19 protein-coding genes are annotated in these 21441 nt (G+C 44.3%); 6 read left to right on the top strand and 13 right to left on the bottom strand.

All coding sequences use genetic code 11. The features are described 5' to 3' along the window. Positions 1–2: 2 nt before the first annotated feature. The 4 genes from BN3912_RS05200 (at position 3) to BN3912_RS05215 (ending at position 4009) form a co-directional block, all read left to right on the top strand. On the top strand, positions 3–1010 hold the full coding sequence (locus tag BN3912_RS05200) for a DUF4249 domain-containing protein (RefSeq protein WP_230204655.1): 1008 nt from the start codon (positions 3–5) through the stop codon (positions 1008–1010). 25 nt (positions 1011–1035) lie between these two features. Next, entirely contained in the window at positions 1036–1842 is an 807-nt protein-coding gene (locus tag BN3912_RS05205; protein WP_036859780.1) for a FecR family protein, read from the top strand. A gap of 121 nt (positions 1843–1963) precedes the next feature. Next, positions 1964–2818 (top strand): DUF3737 family protein, encoded by an 855-nt coding sequence (locus tag BN3912_RS05210; protein ID WP_004369485.1) that lies wholly within the window; start codon positions 1964–1966, stop codon positions 2816–2818. Between the two features lie 27 nt (positions 2819–2845). Beyond that, positions 2846–4009: a MalY/PatB family protein gene (locus tag BN3912_RS05215; RefSeq protein WP_023984604.1), complete on the top strand. Its 1164-nt coding sequence runs from the start codon at positions 2846–2848 to the stop codon at positions 4007–4009. Between the two features lie 95 nt (positions 4010–4104). On the opposite strand, the gene BN3912_RS05220 is transcribed toward BN3912_RS05215, so the two are convergent. Both BN3912_RS05220 and BN3912_RS05225 read right to left on the bottom strand, forming a co-directional pair. Beyond that, the gene (locus tag BN3912_RS05220) at positions 4105–6384 is read right to left on the bottom strand and encodes a family 20 glycosylhydrolase (RefSeq protein WP_023984603.1); all 2280 of its coding nucleotides are present in this window, start codon (positions 6382–6384) and stop codon (positions 4105–4107) included. 85 nt (positions 6385–6469) lie between these two features. Beyond that, positions 6470–6820 (bottom strand): hypothetical protein, encoded by a 351-nt coding sequence (locus tag BN3912_RS05225; RefSeq protein WP_036859828.1) that lies wholly within the window; start codon positions 6818–6820, stop codon positions 6470–6472. Positions 6821–7034: 214 nt separating this feature from the next. On the opposite strand from BN3912_RS05225, the gene BN3912_RS05230 reads away from it, so the two are divergent. Further along, entirely contained in the window at positions 7035–7529 is a 495-nt protein-coding gene (locus BN3912_RS05230; RefSeq protein ID WP_023984601.1) for a gamma carbonic anhydrase family protein, read from the top strand. Between the two features lie 16 nt (positions 7530–7545). Beyond that, complete coding sequence (locus BN3912_RS05235) at positions 7546–8604, top strand: winged helix DNA-binding domain-containing protein (protein WP_023984600.1); 1059 nt, start codon at positions 7546–7548, stop codon at positions 8602–8604. A gap of 463 nt (positions 8605–9067) precedes the next feature. Here the strand turns inward: BN3912_RS05235 and BN3912_RS05240 are convergent, their stop codons facing one another. The 11 genes from BN3912_RS05240 to BN3912_RS05290 all read right to left on the bottom strand — a co-directional run bounded on the left by BN3912_RS05240 (position 9068) and on the right by BN3912_RS05290 (position 21430). Further along, a complete protein-coding gene (locus tag BN3912_RS05240) occupies positions 9068–9688 on the bottom strand; it encodes a porin family protein (RefSeq protein ID WP_023984598.1) in 621 nt (206 codons plus the stop codon). Positions 9689–9774: 86 nt separating this feature from the next. Beyond that, the gene (gene porN / locus BN3912_RS05245; protein ID WP_023984597.1) at positions 9775–10809 is read right to left on the bottom strand and encodes a type IX secretion system ring subunit PorN/GldN; all 1035 of its coding nucleotides are present in this window, start codon (positions 10807–10809) and stop codon (positions 9775–9777) included. Positions 10810–10902: 93 nt separating this feature from the next. After that, positions 10903–12447, bottom strand: coding sequence for a type IX secretion system motor protein PorM/GldM (gene porM, locus BN3912_RS05250; RefSeq protein WP_023984596.1), 1545 nt, complete (start codon positions 12445–12447; stop codon positions 10903–10905). Positions 12448–12528: 81 nt separating this feature from the next. Next, a complete protein-coding gene (gene porL / locus BN3912_RS05255) occupies positions 12529–13278 on the bottom strand; it encodes a type IX secretion system motor protein PorL/GldL (protein WP_023984595.1) in 750 nt (249 codons plus the stop codon). Continuing rightward, positions 13278–14726, bottom strand: a complete 1449-nt coding sequence (gene porK / locus BN3912_RS05260; RefSeq protein ID WP_195906768.1) for a T9SS ring complex lipoprotein PorK/GldK — start codon at positions 14724–14726, stop codon at positions 13278–13280. Before porK ends, porL begins: the two co-directional genes overlap by 1 nt. A 41-nt stretch (positions 14727–14767) precedes the next feature. Continuing rightward, positions 14768–15721, bottom strand: coding sequence for a PorP/SprF family type IX secretion system membrane protein (locus BN3912_RS05265; RefSeq protein ID WP_023984593.1), 954 nt, complete (start codon positions 15719–15721; stop codon positions 14768–14770). Between the two features lie 150 nt (positions 15722–15871). After that, positions 15872–16810, bottom strand: coding sequence for a hypothetical protein (locus BN3912_RS05270; protein ID WP_023984592.1), 939 nt, complete (start codon positions 16808–16810; stop codon positions 15872–15874). Between the two features lie 369 nt (positions 16811–17179). Further along, positions 17180–17401: a DUF2795 domain-containing protein gene (locus BN3912_RS05275; protein WP_004369470.1), complete on the bottom strand. Its 222-nt coding sequence runs from the start codon at positions 17399–17401 to the stop codon at positions 17180–17182. Positions 17402–17458: 57 nt separating this feature from the next. Further along, on the bottom strand, positions 17459–18007 hold the full coding sequence (locus BN3912_RS05280) for a cob(I)yrinic acid a,c-diamide adenosyltransferase (protein ID WP_023984590.1): 549 nt from the start codon (positions 18005–18007) through the stop codon (positions 17459–17461). Between the two features lie 11 nt (positions 18008–18018). Next, positions 18019–18585, bottom strand: coding sequence for a hypothetical protein (locus BN3912_RS05285; protein WP_230204656.1), 567 nt, complete (start codon positions 18583–18585; stop codon positions 18019–18021). Positions 18586–18916: 331 nt separating this feature from the next. Next, the gene (locus BN3912_RS05290; RefSeq protein WP_023984588.1) at positions 18917–21430 is read right to left on the bottom strand and encodes a carboxypeptidase regulatory-like domain-containing protein; all 2514 of its coding nucleotides are present in this window, start codon (positions 21428–21430) and stop codon (positions 18917–18919) included. Between the last annotated feature and the right edge of the window lie 11 nt (positions 21431–21441).

The following is a 21441-nucleotide window of genomic DNA, read 5'->3' on the forward strand; positions in this document are numbered from 1 at the left end:
ATATGAAAAGGTACCTATTTATATTATCCATATTTGTAATTAACGTATCGTGTCGCGACAACTTCGATTTGGGAAAGTTGGGCGATACGCGGAAGATCGTAGCATATACTTTCCCCTCTCTTAACGATACAACTTTCATCTATCTGTCGGGTTCTATTCCCATAAGTCTTTCACAGGAAAAAGATAAAAAACAGATACCCCCGATCAACAATGCAGATATCAAATACACAGTAAACGGCAATATATGCAAAGTACACCCTTACAAACATGGGTACTATTATGTTTTGGCCAAACAACATGTGGGTGATATAATTCAAATGCAAGTATCTGCCGAAGGCTATCCGGCCATTTCTTCATCCACAGTTATTCCGGAATCCGTACCCATATTATTCAAACAAATAGATTTGGTCAGCCGTATCGACGATGATTATACTAAGACTGACTACTATCAATTGCAGGCCTCCTTTTCCGATCTTGCCGACACAGAAGACTTTTATGGCATAAAAGTACTCATTAGAACTATCTTTCCACAGCGGTCATCCGGCCATGGTAATAAGCAAAAAAACGGCATGCAGGGCAATCCTTCGGCACAACGAGATACGTCTCTGATATGGGCTGCACTCGATATACATGGAGAAGAGCTCTTTAAACCGCTATCCGATCTTGATAAAAACTTAGGCTTCAGCAATCATTTCTATCAATATTTCTATATCTTCAACGACCGAAGCATCAACGGTAAAAGCTATACTTTGCACTTGAATATCCCGACCTACCAGACACAGGTGCAGTCTACAAACGAGGCTAAAGTGCAATTCAAGATATTTTTATATAAGCTCTCTCCGGAATATTATCATTTTCTGAAATCGCTGAACGATATTATCAACAACGATCTGGCCAAACACGGACTGGCACAAATTACCCCTACATTCTCGAATATAACGGGGGGTATCGGTGTAATGGGTGCCTGCAACCATACCCAGTGCGACTGGATAGACCTTCCTCAACAATAACATTTCCCCCACATAATCAAACAGTATGAAAAGAAACCTTAAAATGGAAAAGAACAACAAGAAAGAAATTGATTTCGTACTTCGATATTACAACGAAGGAAAAATCGATACACAACGTGCCATCGGCCTGTTCAAAGTTCGCACAGGCAGAACATGTCGCCGTTCTACATGGGGCATATCAGCAGCAGCGGCAACCGTGATAACCTTGATAACTGCCGGAGCATTCATGCTTTTCCACCAAAAACAAACGGTACTGACGACAGAAAATGCAGTGCAAACCTTTATACTTCCCGACAGTACAAAAGTAACGCTTTCGCCTCACTCCTCACTTCAATACAGCGAGAACGACTGTCGTACGGTGGCTATGACGGGTAAAATTTACTTCGAGGTGCACCATGATCCGGAGAAATCCTTTAGGATTACAGGCGATATGGGACAGGTGGAAGTGCTCGGAACCAAGTTCGAAATCGCCGAAACCTTAGATGCAGCAACGGTATTCGTTACCAACGGAAAAGTTATATTCTCCTCGAAAAATTCACACAACGGCATAATACTTACGCAAGGCATGCGTGCTACGCTTGGTAAAGGCAGCGATAAGCCACGGATTATGGCCAATGGCAACATAAATCATCTGGCATGGGCGACGCATAAATTTTACTTTCACAATGCATCTATGCGCCAAGTATTAGACGATCTCGAACTCTATTACGGCGTAAAACTTTCGGCCAATGATTACAACAAACGGCTTACAGCCGATTTCAACACAGACAATATAGACTATATCATTGACCTGATAGAGCAAACATTGCACGTGGAAATATTGAAACAATAGGCATTTAGAACCGATACTTTCAGTTTCCTCCTGCAATTTTGGTACGATTATCCGTAATTCGTTTACATGTTTATTATGATTATATTTGTACTTTTGCCGGCACAAATAGAAATAAATTATCATGCAGAAAGAAATTATAAAAGACAAAGAGTTCGGTGGCGAGCGTCCTCTTTTCGAAATTCATAACGTACAATTAGAAAATGTAACAATCACAGACGGGGAATCGGCTATTAAAGAATGTACCGATGTAGATGCTCATAACTGTAGATTTTACGGCAAATATCCATGGTGGCACGTAGATGGAGCCAATATCTCAGATTGCTATTTCGCACCGGAATCGCGCTCGGCAATATGGTATTCATACAATATGAGGATAACCGACAGCATTATAGACGGCCCCAAATTCTTCCGAGAGATGCGGAATTTGGAACTTGAAAACGTAAAGATAACCGATGCAGACGAGACTTTTTGGAACATAGACGGTCTTATTTTAAAGAATGTAGAGCTGCACGACGGCACATACCCGTTCATGGGAAGCCGGAATATCAAGGTAGACGGTCTTGCCAGCGATGCCAAATATGTATTCCAGTATGTAAAGAATGCAGAAATACGCAATGCAAAAATCACTACAAAAGACTCGTTCTGGGAAACCGAAAACGTAACTGTGTACGACTCGGAACTCGATGGAGAATATTTAGGGTGGCACTCTAAAAACCTTAGACTCGTAAACTGTCACATCAAGGGGGAGCAACCGCTGTGCTATGCAGACAACCTGACTCTCGAAAACTGTACGTTCGACAAGGATTGCGACCGAGCTTTCGAATATTCAACCGTAAACGCAGACATCAAAGGAGCCATCACAAATATTAAAAATCCTACTTCCGGAAAGATCATTGCCGATGAAATTGGCTCGGTAACAATAGACAAGAACGTGATTGCTCCTGCCGACTGCGAGATCATCACCCGCCAATCATAACAAATGCTCATTAAACTTAAATAGGTTATGAACTACGATTTCGACAAAATCATTACACGAAGAGGTACTAATTCCTATAAATGGGACGAACTTAAAGGCAGCGACATCATCCCGATGTGGGTAGCCGATATGGATTTCCAAACAGCTCCTTGCATTATCGAAGCCCTGCAACGCCGTGTAGAACATGGCATTTTCGGCTACACACTCGTACCGAGTTCGTATTACGATGCGGTCATCGGCTGGTTCAATCGCCGCCACCAATGGCAGATAGACCGCTCGTGGATTCTCTATACATCGGGCGTTGTGCCCGCTCTTTCGGCTATTATCAAGGCGCTTACGCAGCCTAAAGACAAAGTACTTATACAGTCTCCCGTATATAACTGCTTCTTTTCTTCAATAAAAAACAACGGATGCGAGGCGGTAGAAAGCCCCCTCGTTTATCAGAAAAACACCTACTATGTAGACTGGAACGACTTCGAGGCCAAATTAAGCGATCCTCTTGTCAAGCTGTTCATTCTATGCAATCCCCACAATCCTGCCGGACGGGTGTGGAAGCGCGAAGAACTGCTGCGCATGAACGAACTGTGTATGAAGCACGGAGTGAAAGTAATAGCCGACGAAATACACTGTGAGCTCGTTATGCCCGGCCATACGTTCGTGCCGTTTGCATCGATTTCGGAGGATACACTCAACAACTCGATAACCTGCAACTCACCTTCGAAATCTTTCAACACGGCTGGCTTACAGATCGCCAACATCATCTGCAATGATAAGGAGACACGCCTGCGTATCGACCGTGCTATCAATATCAACGAAGTATGCGATGTAAATCCATTCGGAGTCATAGCCCTGCAGGCAGCATACAACGAAGGTTCCGATTGGTTAGATGCCCTCAACGCCTATCTTTATGACAATTATCTGGCACTGAAAACCTATTTTGCGGCCAACATGCCGCAGTTAGAAGTCACACGCCTCGAAGGAACTTACCTTGTATGGGTAAATATCAAGCCTCTCGGAATATCTTCCGACGCACTTACCGAAAAACTCCTGAGCGAAGCAAAAGTAAAAGTCAACAGCGGTACCATGTATGGCCGGCAGACCGGCGAGGGCTTTATACGGCTGAACATTGCATGTCCTCGCAGCCAGATGATGGAGGGATTGCAGCGTATTAAGCAGGTTGTTACGAAGTAAATTGAAATAAATAAGAACGGCAGACAACCGTTCAGATGAAAATAAATAAAACAAAACGCAGTGAACAGCCGTAGCGCCGTTCACTGCGTTTTATATTAATGCCAGTACAAATTCTGTGTATCGAGCGGGTTACCCTTAGAGTCCAAAACCGTCATTTTCAACACCCCACCGTTGTGATCGAAGTATTTTACCATGATTTTGTGCATGCCTTTGCACATAGCATGCTGCGTATTCTTCTCTATGGGAGCATGCCCGCCGTCATTATCGAGCATCAGTTTTCCATCCAAATACAGCAGGCTGCCATCGTCAGACAACAGTCTGAAAGTATAAATATCATCTTCCGGCACATCAATATAGCCCGTTAAAATCAATCCGATATTACCTTTTACCTCTTCAGGTATCACAACACCTTTCGCCACATAGTTACCTTTGAGGGGCGACTTGTCTATTTCTCGGCAGCTTTCTCCGGCATAATCATGCCATGCTGCAGACAAACCGTTGAGCTTGGCAGGCACCTGTACTGCCGGTACATAATCTTCCTGCAGGTACTGAACTCTGAACATTTCACCGCGACGACCGGCATGATCGAACGTTCGGAAGATGAAATTCGTCGTACTGTCTACAGTCATACCAGCCTTATACATAGGCGATTGCCCGTTCGGGAAGCTGCCATCCGTAGTATATCTTATCACAGCATCGGGATCGGAACAACTAACATTCACCTTTGCTTTATCTACAAACACGTTTACATCGTTAAATCCTTGCAGCACGGGCGTATGATACGGTATATTCAGTTTCTGCAAACGTTTCAAATGTACAATCAGCCTTTTATTGAAATCACCGAGGTTCATGTCTTTTACATTGCTCCAACCCAGCTCTGCAATAGCCACGGCACGCGGATAAGCCATAAAAAACATGCGTTCTCTCGACGGGATAAACTCGGTCCAGATATTCCCCTGAACACCCATAACCATTGCTTCTTGCTGTGCATTCTCTACACCGGGAATAGTTCTGAAATCATATATTTTACCGATACTGTTGCCGTCTTCGTTATAATCGAGATAGAACTGTGTGTTCGGAGTGCATATTACTTTGTTTCCATTTGCCAAACTTCGTCCCAACACATTGGGTGCCCAACTGCGCCACCACATAACTGTAGCTTCGGGAGAAATCCCTCCATCGAGAATTTCGTCCCAACCTATCATCTGTTTGCCGTTCTCATGGAAAAAACGTTCCATATATTTATTGAACCAAGCCTGTAATTCCGGCTCGCTTTTCAGGTTATTCTCACGCATGCGTTTCTGGCAATCGGGGCATGATTTCCAGTCGGTCATATCCACTTCATCGCCGCCTATATGCACGTATTTATACGGGAACAGGCTGAATATCTCGCGATAAACGTCTTTACAGAATTCCAACATACGGTCTTTCCCCGGGCACATCGGCGAAGAAAAAGAACGCCATTTGGTTTCTTTGAAGCACGAAAGACCGTCGTAATTACTAATGGCACATGCCGAATGTCCGGGCATATCAACCTCCGGAACGACATCTATACCGCGCTGAGCCGCATAGGCTACCACCTCTCTGATATCGTCTTGAGTGTAGTATCCGCCATACACTTTCTTGCCGTCTTTCATCTTCATCTTGTCTTCGGGCAAGTTGAAGTCTGGATTATCCTCCCGTTTAGCACGGTCAAGACATATATCATCCTGCCCGTTAAGAGTACGCCATGCGCCGTTCTGCGTAAGCAAAGGATACTTTTTTATCTCGACTCGCCACCCTTGGTCGTCCGTCAGGTGCCAATGAAACTTATTCATCTTGTAGAGAGCCATTACATCCAAGAACTCTTTGATCTCTGCCTTCGAGAAGAAGTGGCGCGACACATCGAGCTCAAGCCCGCGCCATTCGAAACGCGGCTTATCGGTAATCGTCACGCAGGGCACTCTCCAAACCTGTCCCGCTACGACTTTCTTCTGCTCTATATCGGCAGGAAGCAACTGTCGCAACGTAGAAATACCGTTGATAACGCCTTGATACGAACCACCCGCAATACGTATCTGTCCGCCGTTTGCATCCAATTTGTAATAACCCGGATTGGCGTCTGCTCTCGTTAACGATAGCAGAATGGCACCTTTCCCTTTCTTCACATGCAGATTATATCCCGTGGCTCTGTCCAGCATTTGTTTCAGATATTCTGCTGCAGCCTTCAACTTGGCATCGCTATACCCGATGGTCGTCTTGTCCGTAATCGTTACATAGCCGTCTGCCCAATGCACTTCGTTGGGAACAGGAATTAAGGCGGGGTGCTGCGCATGGGCCTTCACGCCCAAACATACCGCCAACATGGCTGAAAAAAACAGTCTTAAAAATTTCATGATCAGTACAGTTTGATTTTAACATTGCAAATGTACATACTTTTTACCGATTATCCTTACAGAAAGCGGGAAAAAGAAGTACTGATCATGAATTTGTCGCCTTTCCGATACATTTCCTAAAATAAACGGATTTCAAATCTACAGAAAACTCGTTTATGTTATCAGCCTCAGCACTATCTTCATCGTATGTTATCCGCACAGTGCAGACTTTTAACCGAGGAATACTGATATAATACAACTGTTCATAGCACGACAGCGTATCGGCATTGTTATAATACTCATAGCATAGAAGCGAGTCCACAGGCAAGTTACTCACAGATATTTTTGCATACGCTTCGATATGTTCTTCCGTTTCTGTCTTTGTTTTGCGCACATCGAACGACAGGCTATGCGTATCGTCCAAAACATAAACGGCTGTCGGGATGCCCGTAAACATTCGATAATAATAATAACGGAACAACCAATATCTTTTTACAAACAGTCATATTATATGCCTTAATCTTATTCTTATCATACGAACTGCTCACTCATACAAATATGCTAAATTGTATCAAAAAACAATCTGTTCGGAACATTAAAATGGGTTTTCTCTTACAGACTGTCCGATTTTACGGCGATTTTACCTAACTTTGCGACCATAAAACAGGTATATGGCAATTATAAAAAGTGTGAATGGAAAGGCCCCGCAATGGGGTAAAGATTGTTATTTCGCAGAGAATGCGGCGATTGTGGGCGATATTACGATGGGTAACGACTGCTCGGTGTGGTTCAATGCCGTGCTCAGAGCCGATGTGGCCGGCATACGCATGGGCAATAAAGTAAACGTGCAAGACGGCGCCTGCATACATCAATCGCACGGAATACCGGTAAATATCGAAGACGAAGTGTCGATAGGTCACAATGCCACCGTACACGGATGCACCATACACCGCGGGGCGCTCATCGGTATGGGGGCCGTAGTGCTCGATCGTTCGGTAATCGGAGCGGGAGCAATCGTGGCGGCCGGCGCCGTCGTCACGCAGGGAACGGAGATACCTCCATGCGAGATATGGGGCGGAATACCCGCAAAATTCATCAAAAAAGTACGCGAACATCAGGCCGAGGAGTTCGCCGCACACTATATGGACATTAAAACTTGGTATTAGAAAAAACCGCTACACGATGAATATCCCAGCAATCCGTCTGCACTGTCAGCAACTGGCAAAGCCCATATTTACCGATGCGCAAAGTGTTGTAAAGTGGATGGGAGCCATGCAGGCGCAACAACCGTCGATGGCAAAACTTGCCCTTGCCATGAGAATATGCGGCGGAAACCTGCAGCAGGTAGGGCAGGCAATCGACCAAGGACGTGTGCTTCGCACGCATGTAATGCGCCCCACATGGCATTATGTGGCACCGGACGACGTTCGTTGGATGCTCGCCTTGTCGCACGACAGGCTCAAGGCGGCCTACGCATCTTTAGTAAAAACGCACGGTATCGGTATCACCGAACGCATGTACAACGACTTTAATCTGCAGTTGCACGATATGCTTACAGGCGGCAGGAGCCTGACCAAACGACAAATCGCCGACCGACTTGCAGGAACAGGCATCCACACCGAGAATGTTTTTCTTACCCGCTTCTTAGAAAACGCCGAAAACGAAGCGCTGATATGCAGCGGACACAACATGGGCAAAGAACACACCTACATGCTCTTGGACGAGCGCGTAGCGCCAGCACCTCTACCCTCAAAAGAAGAAGCCCTTGCCATGTTGGCACGCAATTACTTTAGAAGTCACGCGCCGGCTACAACGGATGACTTCTGTTGGTGGTCGGGATTGTCGCTCAAAGAGGCCCGCTTAGCTGTAGAATTCATTGCAAACGAGCTGCACAAAGCGACTTTCGGCAATCGAGTTTATCTGATACACGAAACATGCAACGCAAAAGTAAGAATGCCACAGCATACCATTTTCTTGCCTTCTTATGATGAATACATCATTTCTTATAAGTATCGGGGCGACGTACTTGCCCCCGACCATGCCCGTAAAGCTTTTACGAACAATGGCATTTTCTTCCCTGTAATTCTGCAAAAAGGAAAGGTTACGGGTAACTGGAAAGCCGTTTTGCGGGGCAACAAGGCAGACGTAATTGCGACATACTTCGAAAACGACACCGAAGAAAGCACAGCCGAAGCCGAAGAGAAAGCCCGCCTGCGCCACCGAAAGCTCTATTCTATGTAAGCTCGCCGAAGCATAAATCTGCGTCAAACTACTTAGGCATCGAAAACATACTGCCGAGAGTACACAAGTACCTGTAAAACAGATATATTTTTTACAAAGCCTGCATTGGTACGGAGTACATTTCCTATGGGTGCAATTTGCCCGTCCTTTCATGAACAGGCTATATATCTACCGATAATAAATCGCATGCCTACCGGCAATACAAGTACCGTCTATCGGCGGCAGGTAGCACAGATACCCCTCTTCCACCTAAACCATATCAAAAGTATCTTACCGAAGAATGGAGAAGAGAAAAAATTCACAAAAAAGATACGGAGCACAAATATTCTATACAGTAACTGCCTATTGTGCAAAAAAGGCAGTCAACTAAAAAAGGCAGAACCTGCAAAGATCCTGCCTTATATCGGCATGGAAAAGTCTTATAACCTTTCCACACCGATGGCTTCTGCACCGAAAACAAGACTTAGAAATAATAAGCTAAGCCGATCTGCCATGAATTCGACCGCCCTTTAAGCTTATTTTGTACGGCTGTTCCTACTGTTTCCCACACATTGGCATCGCCTGTTTTGCCGCAAGCAATATTGTATGAGAAACCTACTTCGAGATGCTTGATCAACGAAACGCCCGCTCCAAGATTTATACTGAAATTGGATTTCTTGAATTGGAACGTGTTCTGATAGTCCGCTTTCTTCGTCCATTTGAATTCTTTATCACCTACATTGAAGCCAAACTGCGGACCTGCAGCGAAATAAACCGAAGCAAGGTCGCCTAAACCTACGCTGTAACGCAAATTGATAGGGATATTAATGGCCTGCTGCTTTACAGTTTCCACATCATCAAGTTTGGCCTGACGCTGATCGTACAAAGCTGCAGCATCGACACCCAAGCCAACAAGCGGTAAAGAAAACCGAACCGTAGGACCTATATAAAAGCCTGCACGGTTGGAAGTTGCAAGAACACTCTTGTTAAACGACATATCGGTGACATTAAGACCACCTTTCAAGCCGAACTTTACCTGAGCCTGAGACTCTGTGGTAAAGCACATTGCAAATGTTAGCAATGCCAAAATGAAAAGCTTTTTCATACTGATTTCTGAAATTTGTAAATAATATGACCGGTAAAAGTTACCGATCCGATAATTAAACATCCTGCGAGAGAAGCCGCAGCAGATCAATGACGTTCACGACGCACGGTTACTCTCGGAGAGGAAGAGGAAGAAGACGAACTGCCGGAACTGCGACGATTGGTGCGTACGGTCTTCGGTGCAATACCGCTGCTACGACGGTTTTTCTTGACAGCTTTCAAACTCTTCTTGTCGAGTTTGGCAATACTGTCGAGCGAATCCTTACGTAGTTTGTCGCCCCACATGTTCGTTTCGAAGTCCGATATCTCCTTTTCGATGCGTTTCTGCTCCTTTGTCATGGCAGAATCCGTGGTACAATATTGCGCTAAAGTGCGCCCCAACATATTTGTGGTCTTATATATTTTACCACGATACATATTTTTTGTGAAGTAATCGTCTACGCTCATAGTGGCTGCATTGTTAAGATTACTCGTCATAATGGTCTGTTTAGCAAGGAAAGGTGCCAGATCATCATACCTTACCCAAAACAAAGGATAGGGCGTAGCGCCATCTCCGAAGTCGTCTTCACGCTTCATTATAGGGCATAACGCCAACACCTTGGTATGAAAAGTGGCCGTAGACTGATCATAATAAGCACTTTCTTTCACATAATAAGCAGTGACTTCGCGCGAAGGGATATCGCTGTTATCGATATGGACTTGCCCGTTCGTGCGCTCATAATAGATATGATAATTGTCGAGAAAGGCCATGCGTTTCACTGCGGAGGAGTCTTCGAAGTTCTCATTACCATCGAGCCGGTACTCATAAGCACGGATATTGCCCGTCATAAAGAGCTTGAAAATGTAGGTAAACAGGTTTACTTGCGAACCTACAGGCTCCACCGGATAATAAAGTCCGGCATTGGCATCGTCGGTAAGATTGATTTCACGATAGATATCCCTACGCCATACCACGTCTTCAGACATCTTATCGGATGTAGGGAACGACAGTTGTGCACGTACAGACATATTGTCGGCATTCGATTTGCGTGCCGCCTGTTGCTCAGCTCTGCGCCGTGCAGACTGGGCATCGGCTGATTGTACGAAACAAACCAATAGCAATATCAACAATAATTGCTTCATAATCTATATTCTTATTCTGTATCTTATTTCTATTAACTGCGGCCTCTTCTCCGAATTACAGACTGGATATGTTAAAAAGACCGGATCGTATATTTATTTTACAACTACTTCCATAGCAGTCGGCAAACGACGGGTAATACCGTCGGGACCTACAGCCGTTACATGCGAAATGTAGAAACGTTTACTGCGTGAGAGTTTGCGGAAAGCATCGCGCTGCCGTTCTGTGAACTGCGCACCGTCCGAAGCCATGGGCACGGCATTACCCATATTATCAAAAAACGTGGTTTCGAAACTTATTACACGGAATTGAATATCAAGCAACCCGTCGTCTATAGCAGCTTTGACAGTGGAAACTCCCATCAACGAAGCCTTAGCCAAACTGCCTCCTTTGAAGCGGTCGGTACCTAATTGCAGGTATGCAATCGGATCAGGTAGTTTACGTACATGGAACGGAAAGCTTCCCATTTGGCGTACGCGCCCGTTTTGATTGGCCGAAACAGTAATTGAAACATCGCTACCCACGGTGGTCGGTCGTGCTATAAATCTGCCCATGCCGACTGAACGGAGCCCCCCACCCGTCATGATAGCCGAAACAGCATTCAAAGGCACACCGGGTATGCTGATGCTAATGGGATTTTCGAAGCCTGCATAGAGCACATTCATAAGGTCGGCCGATACTGTAGCGCTCGGAGCTACTACGGAATACTTTTGCGTAAAGTTACGACGAATGATTTCTCCGTTACCATTACGCATGGTGATATAACCGCCAAACTCATGTTCTCCTACTCCACCGGCCGTAAACCTATAGTTTCCGCCACCGATCAATCGCCCTCCGACATAAATTTGCGGTTGTTGTGTGGTGTCTACAGCTGCCATAACGATCTGTGCGGAGAACTGGTCGCCACTGATGACTGTACGCGATTCGGGAATGACAAATGCACTGAGTTTGTTGACGCGTATATCTTTAACATCGATATTAGAAACAAGCGTGTGCAGCACTTCGCCTTCTGCATAGCGTACATCGCTCTGCAACTTAGACAACAAAGTAACGGCAGCTGCCACAGGCATATTCTCAAACATATATTCCTGCCAATTTTTGCCCAGCGTATGGGCCTTCTTGGGCAAGGTGGTGGTTAGATTACTGGCAATAATCTTGCGTTGTTGCTCGTCTGTAACCATATTGAGGATACGCTCCCTATACGAGTTGATTGCGCGAAACAGCTTTCCGCCCTGCCCCGTTGCGGGGGCCAGCATCACAATACCGGCTGCCTCGAGATTGTCTTTGTTCTCTATATCTCGGACGTTTCCTTCTTTACCATCGGCTTCTCTTACAATCTGCTCCTTTAATTGCTGCGCAAAATTATAAAGAGAGTCGCTCATTTGCTTCACAGATGTAGCCTTTTCGAACCACGCTTTCACCTTTTCGGGATTCGTTTTCATCTGCAAAGCGAAATCATCATATAAAGATTCATTCTCCTTAGATGAATTCTCCGTGGTACGATTCAAACTTTCTTCCACGATGGAGAAGCCGTTGAGTACCTCTGTAGAGATATTCAACGCAAGCATTGCCATCAAGACGACATACATCAGATTGATCATCTTTTGGCGTGGAGATACCGGTCGTTTCTTTATTGCCATCTTTTTAATCGATAATTTTTATTCAAGAATGCCTATTGCATCGAAGAGCTACATTAAATATCGTTGCCGTCGATCCGTTTATCATCCTTCACCGACACCCGTCGTAGCCTTCATATTAACGGTCATGGCCTCGATCATACGGGTATAAATCTTATTGAGTTGCTCGATCTGTTGCGCCATTCGACGGCTCTGCTCGTTAATCTGATCAATGGTACCGATCTGCTGGCTGGCACCTTTCAGCTGCATCTCGTAAACCTTACAGATACCGGTAAGTGTACGATTGAGGTTCTCCATCTCCTCACTATCGCGCGTAAGACGAGCACTTTGCTCACTAACTTTACCAAGAGTTTCCGTAAGTTTCTTCAATTCTTCTATATAATTACTTTGTGCTTCTGCCATTTCAGGCGATGCATTTTGCTGTTGCGAAACCCATTCAGCTTGCTCTACGGCGGCAACCTGATTACCTCCGACAGCAACCGTTCCACTTTCTATCGCTGTCGGTATAGCCTGTTGTTCGTCCTTTCCGTATTTATACTCGACTTGTCCTGTCTCAAGATATTCTTCTGTTATGCGTGTAGGAAGCTCACGTCCTTCGGCTGTTTTATCGAAAGGACGGTCGAATGCAGAGATGAAGAATACCAAAACCTCGGTTCCCATACCGCAAAAAAGCATAATATTGGCACCGGGCAGATGGGTTAGCTTAAAAAGCGTTCCAAGAATAACGATAGAAGCACCCCAACTATAGGCATAATTCAAGAATGTTTGCCCGGGAACACTATCCATCCACTTCTGCAGACGATAGACGATATTATATTTACTATATTCAGTCATTATTTCTTGCTTTTTTTCTGTTTATCACTTATTGTATTCGCTAAACTGCGTACGCATCTGAAACCGATATAAGATCGAGGCTGATTTTGATATTCCCATGTGCGCCATGCACTGCGGATGTACGACTCGGGATCCTTCCATGATCCGCCACGAACACTCTTCTTTTTTAACCGATAAGGATCTTCTTTAGCCGCCTTATACGAAAGTTCCGGATTAAGATCATTCATCGCTTCTACTCCTGCTTCAGTATAAATAGTGTTTGTCCATTCGGCAACATTGCCTGCCATATCATAAAGTCCGTTAGTATTGGCAGAATAAATTCCGACCTTGCTTGTTATCAGATTTCCATCTTTAGTATAGTTCCCTTTATCGGGTTTGAAGTTGGCATAGAAGCAACCATCGCCATTCATCACATCTTTATTCTCCCATGGAAACTCCGTTCCTTCCTTTCCACGGGCGGCATATTCCCATTCAGCCTCGGTCGGCAAGCGGTAACGCTGAATATAGCGTGCCTCCCCACCAAGTCCTTTCAATAGATAATCGGTGCGCCACGCACAAAAAGCGTTTGCCTGTTCCCATGTAACTCCCACAACAGGATAATCGTTATAAGCCGGATTGCTGAAGTAATTACGTAAATAAGTCTCGTTTTCCGAATTATGAAAATCGTTCACCCAACAAGTCGTATCGGGATACACATTCACGATATATGTATTGAGAAAGTCCCACGGACCGGTTAATTGCCGGTTGATCGTTTCGCTGACAATCCGTCCTTCATCATCCACATATGCCGTATCTTTCGAGATCATAACAACCTCATCAGGATTTACAGTCATATCGGTATTGAGATTTCTTTCCTGTGGATTTATACGATTGCGACGCAATGCAGCCGTGGTATAATCGTAAACCTCATAACGATAATTCAACTGACGATAGTCAAGAGACTTCTCTCCGGTAACGGGATTGGTAACATACATGCTTTCGATGGCACGCTGTTCATCCTCATTGGGTTTTCGGGGAAGCGGTTTTTTCCAATTGACATGAGGAGGTACGGGATCACCATTCTTATCTTCGGTAATCATATAAGTCTCATCTCCGCCAAAAGAAGGATCGGCCAAGCGGGTACGAAGTATACTGTCGCGAACCCACATAACGAACTGTTTGTATTGTGAATTGGTTACCTCGGTCTGATCCATCCAAAAGCCATCCACGGAAATATCTTTAACCGGCGTCTTTTTTCCCCACAAACTATCTTGTTTTTCAAGTCCCATGTGGAGGTAACCTCTGTTTATTTTGGTCATTCCATAAGGCGTAGGCTCAACAAACGAGCGACCTCTTACGCCGACGACTTCACCGCCTCTACCGGATGAAGAGGCAGTCTTGCTGCCGAAACATCCGGTAATAACCAAAGATATCGTACAAAAACCAAGGGCTATGACACTCTTTCTCATATATTCTTTTTTTCCTTTATCACTATCAAACTGACGACACGTCATAATATCCGAACGCTTTTATGTTTATTCTTTCCTTTTTTCACAAGGTTTATATCCATCAGATATCCCACACAAAGTTCATGGCTTCCATTCCCCGGAGCAATTGCCGATGTATATAATTCGTAACTATATCCTACAACAATCCCATGGAAATTTCCCCCTACAAGGAAAGTAACAGAATTGGTCGGACTATAACTTACCCCGCCATACATCATTTTCTTCTCATACGCATACACAAGCCGTCCGCTGATATCGGCACGATAGGCTACGCCATCGGTACGCACCAAGAACGAGGGCTTTATTGTCAAAAACGGATTTCTCAACTTAATATTGTATCCACCTGTTAAATAATACGTCGCATCTATCTTCAATTCGTTTCTCTCACCCAGTTCTATCAACGGCGAATTTACATGCTGCACCGAAGCACCCAGATACCACGGACCATGCATATAATAAAGCCCGAAACCGATATCCAAACCATTTTCGTTGAGCTCGGAAGCTGTAAAAGCTGGATCGTTCGACTCTCCCAAATCAAGTCCGGAGCCGTTAAAACTCTCATTCAGCAGCCCCGCTTGCACACCGATAGCAACAGTTCCTCCAAACAGCCGATGCTTATAAGCATATTGCAAAGCCAACTTCTGATGGGTAAACAGACCTATTTTATCATTCATGAACTGCAATCCGGCCCCGTGATAGGCATTAAGAAAGTAAAATGGCATATCTGCAGCTGCATACATCGTTTGCGGATTATGTTCGAAACCTGCCATATCGAGGGCATATGCCGCCGTAATATTCAACTTCGACTGCTTGCCTACCGATGCCGGATTGAAAGAAGGTTCCATGTCGAAATAATGACTGAACGACACATCGTACTGTGCCATGCTCTCACCAACCACGGAAACACACAGGAATGACAATATCAAAATACGTTTAAACACGTACTGATAACGCATCATATTATATTTTATTGTATAAACGGCAAAGAGTATATTCCCGACATAATGCCAAAAAGAAAAGAGAACTGCCTATATCCGTAAAAGATACGAGCAATTCTCTTACATGCAAGATGGCATATTTATGCCCATCTAACAGTACATATATCTTTATAACTGCACCTTGCGAGTAATGGTATTACCGTCATCACCTTTCCATGTCACGATCAAGAACCGGTGAGATGCGGCATTCAGAGGCACGCTATTCTTACCACTTTTCAGAGTTTTATCTGCAATTTTCTTGCCGTCGGCTGTATACACGCTAACGGTACCACTTTGCGAGGTTACCAATAAAAGGCATTTGTGAGTTCCGTCATAAGTTATTTCATCGGTTTCAGATACCTGCTTGATGGATGTCGGAGTTGTTACTGTAAAGTGTTGACGTGCCATCGGTTCATAGTGCTCATCGCGAATCATATACGTTATAAAGTAGTTTCCCGGGGGTAATACGGCATCATCACCTTCACCGGTCGCCATCTTTAACGTTCCATCCGCAACCCCTACAGGGGCATATTTCCACCTATCGGCAGTAATACCGGCACCATTCGGATCCTTACCTTCGGTATAGATGCCGAACCAGTCTTTATCTAAAGCGGGCAATCCTGCATAAGTTATCGTAATCTCTTCGCCCTCTTCGTAAGTTGTTTTATCTATAGAAAACGAGCCTTCTCTGCCGACAAAGAAAGACAATCTGTCGGGATAAGGGTTATGAACATCTCCGTCTTTGAATAATACCGCAGTATATGCGTTCGATTCATTGATATTAAAAGTAACCGAACCATTGGCAACTTCGGTATATTTATATGTATAAGATGCGGAATTCTCCGGACCTTTACCGAAAGGATAGATACCTATCCATGCGTTTACACCCACGGGCGCATTCGTGAAGTGGATAGAGAAATCGGTCCCTACATCCACACGTTTCTGGTCCATGCTCATCTTTGCGTCGGGTTCTTCGCCCTCGCCGGCAGGAATACTTTGGGCTGCTTGCACAGACATGATACTTAAAAACAGGAAGAGTCCAGTTGTTAAAAGTAAATTGTGTTTCATTTTAATGTTTATTTATTGGTTTAGGTTTAAAATATGGCAACATGGTTTACTCTCAATTGCCCATACAAAGCAATCGGTCGTTCATCATCGCCGTTAAAAATATCTCTTTTTCGTGTCAGTCTAATTTATAATTGCAAAGTTAGCTTTTCTTTCAACACAATCAAGTTATTTTATATATTTTAACGATATTTTCCGTACAAATGAGAAAAATATACTAGTTTCCTATCAAGCACATACACCCATTTTTTATTCCCAGCTGTATAAAAACAAGCCGGACACCCAAAGCTTCTGCTGCTTTAAATGTCCGGTTTGTAAAGTCATATCCGCTGCCTGCATGCTGCTTATTTGCCGCAACATGGACAAACATGCTTAATATTCGTCCTCGTTGAAAAGGAAATCTTCCTTTGTGGGATAGTCGGGCCAAATATCTTCAATACTGTCGTAGACATCACCCTCATCCTCTATCTCCTGCAAGTTCTCTAACACTTCAAGCGGTGCACCCGAACGTATCGCGTAATCGATAAGCTCTTCCTTCGTTGCAGGCCACGGCGCATCTTCGAGTTTAGAAGCTAATTCTAATGTCCAATACATAAGCCTATATTTTTATATGTTATACTTGATTTGCGTGCAAAAGTAATCATTTTTATATTATTTGCAAGGTTTCTGCCATTTTTTTTCATCCACTCCTTCAATAAAGTTTAATTTCCTTGCCAATACAAAAAGGTAATCCGACAACCGATTGGCGAAACGGATGGCATTCGCGTGCAAGCTGCCTACCGATGACAGATCGACAAGTCGGCGCTCAAAACGGCGACAAACAGTCCGACAGACATGCGCTTGCAAAGCGGCAGGTGTACCGCTCGGCAGAATAAACTCGCGCAACGATGGCAAAAGGCATAGCATACCGTCTATACAAGCCTCTAAATCCAGCAAGTCTTCATCGGTCGGAATATAGCGTTCGCTATCCTTGCAACACGCCAAATAGGCACCCAACGAGAAAAGCATGTTCTGCAACTTGCCGAGATATTCTTTGTCTTCACGTAAAGACTGGGGCATTTGCCCTGCAAGTACGCCTATATGGGTATTCAACTCATCCAACGTACCATAGGCGTCTATCCGTACATCCGACTTGGATACACGCGTACCGTCGGCTAAAACCGTCTTGCCTTTATCGCCCGTTTTAGTATAGATTTTCATTGTGCAATAGGTTAAAAATTGATGATATAATTCTGTTTATGTTTCTTCATATCGAAAAACACGATGCCACAATAATATAGGTCGAAAGTGATACCCGTACGATAGTCCTGCTCTATACGTCGCCATATCCGTATCGATTCTGCCGTTGTATAGATGCCGTTTATAATCAGTATCGAATGCTGGCCGGCATGTTCGATAAACTGCAAGTACGTCTCTTTCCGATCATTCCTTAAATCTATCAGCAGTATAGTGCTGTTTTTAAGACTGTCAGCTACATTATCGTGCAAGTTGTTTATTACTCTTGTTTTCTTACACCCAGCATTTATGTACCGTGTAACGGCTTCTTGTCCGGATAAACAAACTGTCCATTGCTCCGCTTGGGCGAAGTTGGCTATACGAAAGTAGAGCCTATAGAGTTTAAGCCGTGTTTTATCTGTCAATGGAGAGGTCTTTTTCAACTCATCGTAAGCGTAATAAGGGTAATGCTCATTGACGACATACCTCACGAACCGATATGCCCATGGCGATTGAATGCCGAACCCGCGGCAATGGCGGCATCGACGAAGCCAAATAAGCATTCTCTTTATACGATTGAGCATCCGATTAGATTTGAAATCAAAAGCAAAGTTACAACAAAGAAGCGACATTACCAAACAAACAGTATTTATAGCCTTTTTGTTTTATCCTTAACGAATAACCGGCCACACTGCCGAGCATGCAACATATAGGAGCGCCGTATAACGCCGGTAGAAGTATTATCCGACAGGCGTAAAGATATGGCCTGTCCGCCTTATAGCGTACATCTATATACTATGACAGGCTTCGCCATTTGGAATATTCACAAATATTTTTTATTAAAAACATCGGCAATAAGTATGTTTTTTCTTATTGCCGATAAATTTTTTCATGCTATCTGTGTAAGATGGTCGAATTGGTTGTCTTGTCTACTTCTATGTCGTGGTGTTGCGACTTACGCCCGAAATCGAAGCTATACGAACATTTTACATATATCATCTGTCCCATGTCGTCGTTGAAAATCCGGCGCTTATTAATATAATAAGGTGTAAATACACTTTCATGATAATAGGGATGTGTTTCGAATATCCGCTTTACGCCAGCTTCGGTGTAGAAACCTTTGTGGCTCCACGAGGCCGAAAAGCCGTAGTCGGGGTGTTCTTTGTAAAATCTCATCTGCATTGTCAGCATCTTCGACTGGTAAGTGCAGTAACCCGAAAAGGCAAATTTCCCAAGGAAATACTGCACTTGTGTCTGAAGATGATATTCGGTGTTGCGGGCCGTTCTCATGCCTGTATAGATATACCTCACACCCTTTACGCCCATCAACAGTTGCAACGATTTATTCAACAGCGTCATGGTTCCTCTCACATTAAGACTGAATGAATGAAGATTACCGTCGGAAGCGAACGAATGGATAAGAGTTTTTCCTTCGGGATAGTATGCTTCTTTCATTATGTTATAAATCCCCTCGTAATCTAATTCGGTACGAAGAGAGAAGGCAGACAGCCCGAGCGTATAGTATAAACCGCTCGATAAAAAGACTATTTTGCCCAGTTCAGGGTTGCCTCTTAGCGTTTCATATCGGTTTATGGGTTGCTCGAGTTCGCTTGTGGTAGACGGATCGGGATAGTTATTTCCTAAATATAGCACGTTCATAAGGGTGCTTTTGCTGTCTAATTGATATTTTATGCGATAAGCAGCCCGTGAAGATAAGTGGCTTTGGCGATGGTTCTGCGTGCCCCATGTAGCAATGGAAAGACCGAGAGGACGTAGCATAATGTTCAGTTTTTTACCGAAAGTTTGGCTGTATTCGGGGAATATAAGCGTTTCGGACGAATAAAGAAGTTGATTCGATACGGTGGTTCCCGTGTAATAATTGCGGTATCTGCTATAAACTTCGAGAACAGAAAGCGAGAATACATTGTTATGTTTGAACGCTTTGGTATAGTTTATCCAAAAAGAGCTATTTAAGGATAATTCTCTTGTTTGCGACGAAATGGCATATCCCCCCGTCTCTCTGTAAGCTGTATTCAAGTGGTTGTTACCTATGGTAATGCCTGCATCGAAGTTCAATTGCTGGCTTTTGGGTAAAATGAGTTGTGCATACACGCCTGCCGAATATTTGATATTCCGGCTGTCGTCCGTTGCTATAGATGCCTCGTTGCTATCGATCGCACCTGTATAACGTATGTTCTCTGTCGTACAGTACAACGGGATACGCTTCCAAACCAGCCCTATGTTCCCGCTTATGGTGAGGCTGTCGCTCCGATAGGCGATATTCAGCTGACCGTAAGGTGTTGTTTCTTTAATGTGCTCCTTTTGCTGTTCGGTGGTTTTGTTGTAAACTATAGCGGTATTGAATTGTTCTTGTTTCTCCTCATGATACCGGCGCTGATTATTGTAATCGGTACCTGTAATGAAGCTATATCTCATTTTTTTGCGATCGAGCGACAGCTGTGTGGAGTAATGACCTTGACTGTAGAGAAATCGGGTGTCGCTTTTCAGTGCCACATATCCGCCGTAATCGTAGTGTCGCACGATGATATTGAGCACTTCTTCCTTACCTGCGAATTTGCCTTGCGGTTGGTCTATGTATTCCACACGCAATATATCTTTCGGCCTGAGACGCTCTATTTCTTCCTTATCTACAGGGCGATCGTCGATACAAAGCGTCAGACTGCGGCAACTGGCACTCTTTATATCGCCCGTCATACGGTTTACATCCAGCTGTGGAATCATCATATTGGCCAGCAATCCGATACCAGAATTGGCGGCATTTCGCTGTTTACTGTTGGGAAGATATACATCTTTATCGAGTCTTACGATATGGTTCTTACTCTCTACCACCACTTCACCGATATGAGCGATCGTGCTTGGGAGTTCTATCTGCCCGATGTCGCCCACTTCGCAATGGCGGTAAATGGTTTCATAGCCTATGCACGATATCCTTATAACGACTTTTCCGGACTTTACAGGTATCACGAAGCGCCCGTCTTCATTGCTCACGCCGCTGTTGACCGGTACGCTATCGCCCGCATTAGTTACCGTAATGTTGGCATATTTTACGGGGTTCTTCTTTTTATCCACTATTCGTCCCGTAAGTTTTGTTTTCTCTTTCTGCAAACATTCTATAAAGATAAGACTGTCGGTAGTACTTATCGAGACCGGATAAAAGCCAACTGCTTGGCGTATGGCATCGGGAATGCTGCTCCGGTAGATATGTTTAGATACTACAAAGTCTTCCAGTTCGTCGTATATGAAACTGATGCGGTACTGTTGGGAGGCATGGTTCAGGTCGATAAGCACGTCGGATAAAGGTTTGTTACGGTATGTGCGATTCACGATTTGTGCACAGATAACTGCCGGCAGAGTGCATAGTAAGAGTATCGTAAGGTACTTTTTCATAGTTCAACGGT

The sequence above is a fragment of the Prevotella phocaeensis genome, from assembly GCF_900065875.1.
GTDB classification, from domain to species: domain Bacteria; phylum Bacteroidota; class Bacteroidia; order Bacteroidales; family Bacteroidaceae; genus Prevotella; species Prevotella phocaeensis.

Bases quoted from the DNA above. Each gene is read 5' to 3' on its own strand.
- BN3912_RS05200 (WP_230204655.1), top strand. From the start codon at position 3: ATGAAAAGGTACCTATTTATATTATCCATATTTGTAATTAACGTATCG.
- BN3912_RS05205 (WP_036859780.1), top strand. From the start codon at position 1,036: ATGAAAAGAAACCTTAAAATGGAAAAGAACAACAAGAAAGAAATTGAT.
- BN3912_RS05210 (WP_004369485.1), top strand. From the start codon at position 1,964: ATGCAGAAAGAAATTATAAAAGACAAAGAGTTCGGTGGCGAGCGTCCT.
- BN3912_RS05215 (WP_023984604.1), top strand. From the start codon at position 2,846: ATGAACTACGATTTCGACAAAATCATTACACGAAGAGGTACTAATTCC.
- BN3912_RS05220 (WP_023984603.1), bottom strand. From the start codon at position 6,384: ATGAAATTTTTAAGACTGTTTTTTTCAGCCATGTTGGCGGTATGTTTG.
- BN3912_RS05225 (WP_036859828.1), bottom strand. From the start codon at position 6,820: ATGTTTACGGGCATCCCGACAGCCGTTTATGTTTTGGACGATACGCAT.
- BN3912_RS05230 (WP_023984601.1), top strand. From the start codon at position 7,035: ATGGCAATTATAAAAAGTGTGAATGGAAAGGCCCCGCAATGGGGTAAA.
- BN3912_RS05235 (WP_023984600.1), top strand. From the start codon at position 7,546: ATGAATATCCCAGCAATCCGTCTGCACTGTCAGCAACTGGCAAAGCCC.
- BN3912_RS05240 (WP_023984598.1), bottom strand. From the start codon at position 9,688: ATGAAAAAGCTTTTCATTTTGGCATTGCTAACATTTGCAATGTGCTTT.
- porN (WP_023984597.1), bottom strand. From the start codon at position 10,809: ATGAAGCAATTATTGTTGATATTGCTATTGGTTTGTTTCGTACAATCA.
- porM (WP_023984596.1), bottom strand. From the start codon at position 12,447: ATGGCAATAAAGAAACGACCGGTATCTCCACGCCAAAAGATGATCAAT.
- porL (WP_023984595.1), bottom strand. From the start codon at position 13,278: ATGACTGAATATAGTAAATATAATATCGTCTATCGTCTGCAGAAGTGG.
- porK (WP_195906768.1), bottom strand. From the start codon at position 14,726: ATGAGAAAGAGTGTCATAGCCCTTGGTTTTTGTACGATATCTTTGGTT.
- BN3912_RS05265 (WP_023984593.1), bottom strand. From the start codon at position 15,721: ATGCGTTATCAGTACGTGTTTAAACGTATTTTGATATTGTCATTCCTG.
- BN3912_RS05270 (WP_023984592.1), bottom strand. From the start codon at position 16,810: ATGAAACACAATTTACTTTTAACAACTGGACTCTTCCTGTTTTTAAGT.
- BN3912_RS05275 (WP_004369470.1), bottom strand. From the start codon at position 17,401: ATGTATTGGACATTAGAATTAGCTTCTAAACTCGAAGATGCGCCGTGG.
- BN3912_RS05280 (WP_023984590.1), bottom strand. From the start codon at position 18,007: ATGAAAATCTATACTAAAACGGGCGATAAAGGCAAGACGGTTTTAGCC.
- BN3912_RS05285 (WP_230204656.1), bottom strand. From the start codon at position 18,585: ATGCTTATTTGGCTTCGTCGATGCCGCCATTGCCGCGGGTTCGGCATT.
- BN3912_RS05290 (WP_023984588.1), bottom strand. From the start codon at position 21,430: ATGAAAAAGTACCTTACGATACTCTTACTATGCACTCTGCCGGCAGTT.